This is a genomic window from Arthrobacter sp. JCM 19049 (assembly GCF_001310435.1).
Map to the genome: position 1 here is coordinate 1 of NZ_BAXF01000403.1, position 2003 is coordinate 2003.

The 2003-nt window shown below is 68.3% G+C and carries 1 protein-coding gene and 2 pseudogenes; 1 reads left to right on the plus strand and 2 read right to left on the minus strand.

Annotated features, from left to right (window positions below; genetic code table 11):
- The first annotated feature begins 132 nt into the window (after nt 1-132).
- On the plus strand, nt 133-339 hold the full coding sequence (locus JCM19049_RS12700) for a PASTA domain-containing protein (protein ID WP_054821771.1): 207 nt from the start codon (nt 133-135) through the stop codon (nt 337-339).
- A 184-nt stretch (nt 340-523) separates the two neighbouring features.
- Here the strand turns inward: JCM19049_RS12700 and JCM19049_RS20805 are convergent.
- Nucleotides 524-724: pseudogene (locus tag JCM19049_RS20805) on the minus strand (3-deoxy-7-phosphoheptulonate synthase); the annotation flags it as partial.
- Nucleotides 725-764: 40 nt separating this feature from the next.
- Nucleotides 765-1966: pseudogene (locus tag JCM19049_RS23560) on the minus strand (3-deoxy-7-phosphoheptulonate synthase class II).
- Nucleotides 1967-2003 lie beyond the last annotated feature (37 nt).

Below are 2003 nucleotides of genomic sequence, written 5' to 3' on the forward strand. Positions count from 1 at the left end.
GGGGGGCCGTTGAGGAACTGGGCCTGAGCCTGCAGGTCGGCGAGCCGGTGTATTCCAGCGACGTCCCGCGCGGCCAGGTGGCCGTCCAGGATCCGGGCCGAGGGCACGGTTCCGGCCGGGGGCAGCATCAGCGTGCAGCTTTCCCAGGGCCCGGAGTACGTGCAGATCCCCTCGGTGATCGGCCAGGAGGTGGAGCAGGCGGTGTCCGCCCTGGAGCAGGCCGGGTTCCAGGTCGAGACCCGTGACATGCTCGGCGGGCACTCCAGCACGGTGCGCCTGCAGACGCCGCTGAACCAGCAGGCCGAGCGCGGCGCAACGATCACGCTGTACGTGTTCTAACCGGACCGCGGCCCGTCTGGATCGCTTCCACCCGGCCCGGTTCGGTTCCGTCCGTCCCGGTTCGGTTCCGGGCGATCCGTTCTCCTTGTTTCGGCGAATCCGGCTTAACGCAGAACATCCCCGAGCGGTGCTCGGGGATGTTCTGGCTTAACCCGGTGGCCCAGCAGGCACATGGGATGACCGTCTAGCGGCGGCGTCCGCGCTTCTTCAGCGCCGCGGAGACCAGGAACGCCATCTCCAGGGACTGGCGGTGGTTCAGCCGCGGGTCGCAGACCGACTCGTAGAGGTTGTCGAAGTCCTCCTCGCGGATCGGGTCCGCGCCGCCGAGGCATTCGGCCACGTCGTCGCCGGTCATCTCCACGTGCAGGCCGCCGGGAAGGTACCCAGTTCGTCGTGCACCTCGAAGAAGCCGCGCACCTCGTCCATCACGTCGTCGAAGTTGCGGGTCTTGTACCGTTCTGGCTGGTCACGGTGTTCCCGTGCATCGGGTCGGTCACCCACAGCACCTGGGCGCCGGAGTCGGTGACCTTCTCCACCAGGTTCGGCAGCTTCTCGCGGATGTTCTTCGCCCCCATCCGGGTGATGAACGTCAGCCGGCCCGGCTCACGGGTCGGGTCCAGCTTCTCGATCAGCGCCAGGGTGTCCTCCACCGAGGTGTTCGGCCCCAGCTTCACGCCGATCGGGTTGCGCACCCGGGAGAGGAAGTCCACGTGGGCGTGGTCCAGCTGGCGGGTGCGCTCCCCGATCCACAGGAAGTGCCCGCTGGTGTCGTACGGCAGGCCAGTACGCGAGTCGGTGCGGGTCAGCGCCCGCTCGTAGTCCAGCAGCAGGGCCTCGTGGGAGGCGAAGAACTCGGTGCGCTTGAGCGCCTCGAAGTCCGCGCCGCAGGCGTCCATGAAGCGGATCGCCGAATCGATCTCCCCGGCCAGCTGCTCGTAGGCGGAGTGCGCCGGGTTGGCCATGAACCCTGGTTCCAGGAGTGCACGCTGCGCAGGTCCGCGAACCCGCCCTGGGTGAACGCGCGGATCAGGTTCAGCGTCGCCGCGGAGGTGTTGTACGCGGTGACCATGCGCTTGGGGTCGTGGGCGCGGGATTCGGGGGTGAAGTCAAACCCGTTGACGATCTCCCCGCGGAAGGCCGGCAGCGTCACCCCGTCGCGGGTTTCATCGTTCGAGGAGCGCGGCTTGGCGAACTGCCCGGCCATGCGGCCCATCTTGATGACCGGCATCGACGAGCCGTAGGTGAGCACGACGGCCATCTGCAAGATGGTGCGCACCCGGGCCGAGATCTTATCGGCCGTGGCCCCGTCGAAGGTTTCGGCGCAGTCCCCGCCCTGGAGCAGGAACGCCTTGCCCTGGGCGGCGGCGGCCAGGCGGGCGCGCAGGATGTCGACCTCGCCGGCGAAGACCAATGGTGGTCGCGAACCCAGCTCGGCAATCGAGGCGCTATAGTCCGCGTGCTCGCTCCAGGTCGGCTGCTGGGCGATCGGCAGGTTGCGCCAAAGGTCCAGGTCTGGGTCGGTTGCGGGGCCGGCTACGGAGGAGCCTGGCAGTGGGGTTCGGAATACTTCAGTCACCCTTCCAAGTCTACGGGCCGGGCACCAAAAGCACTGCGGCGAATGTAACATCGGCCCGTAACACTGGCCATCCCCGGGCCCGCCGGAC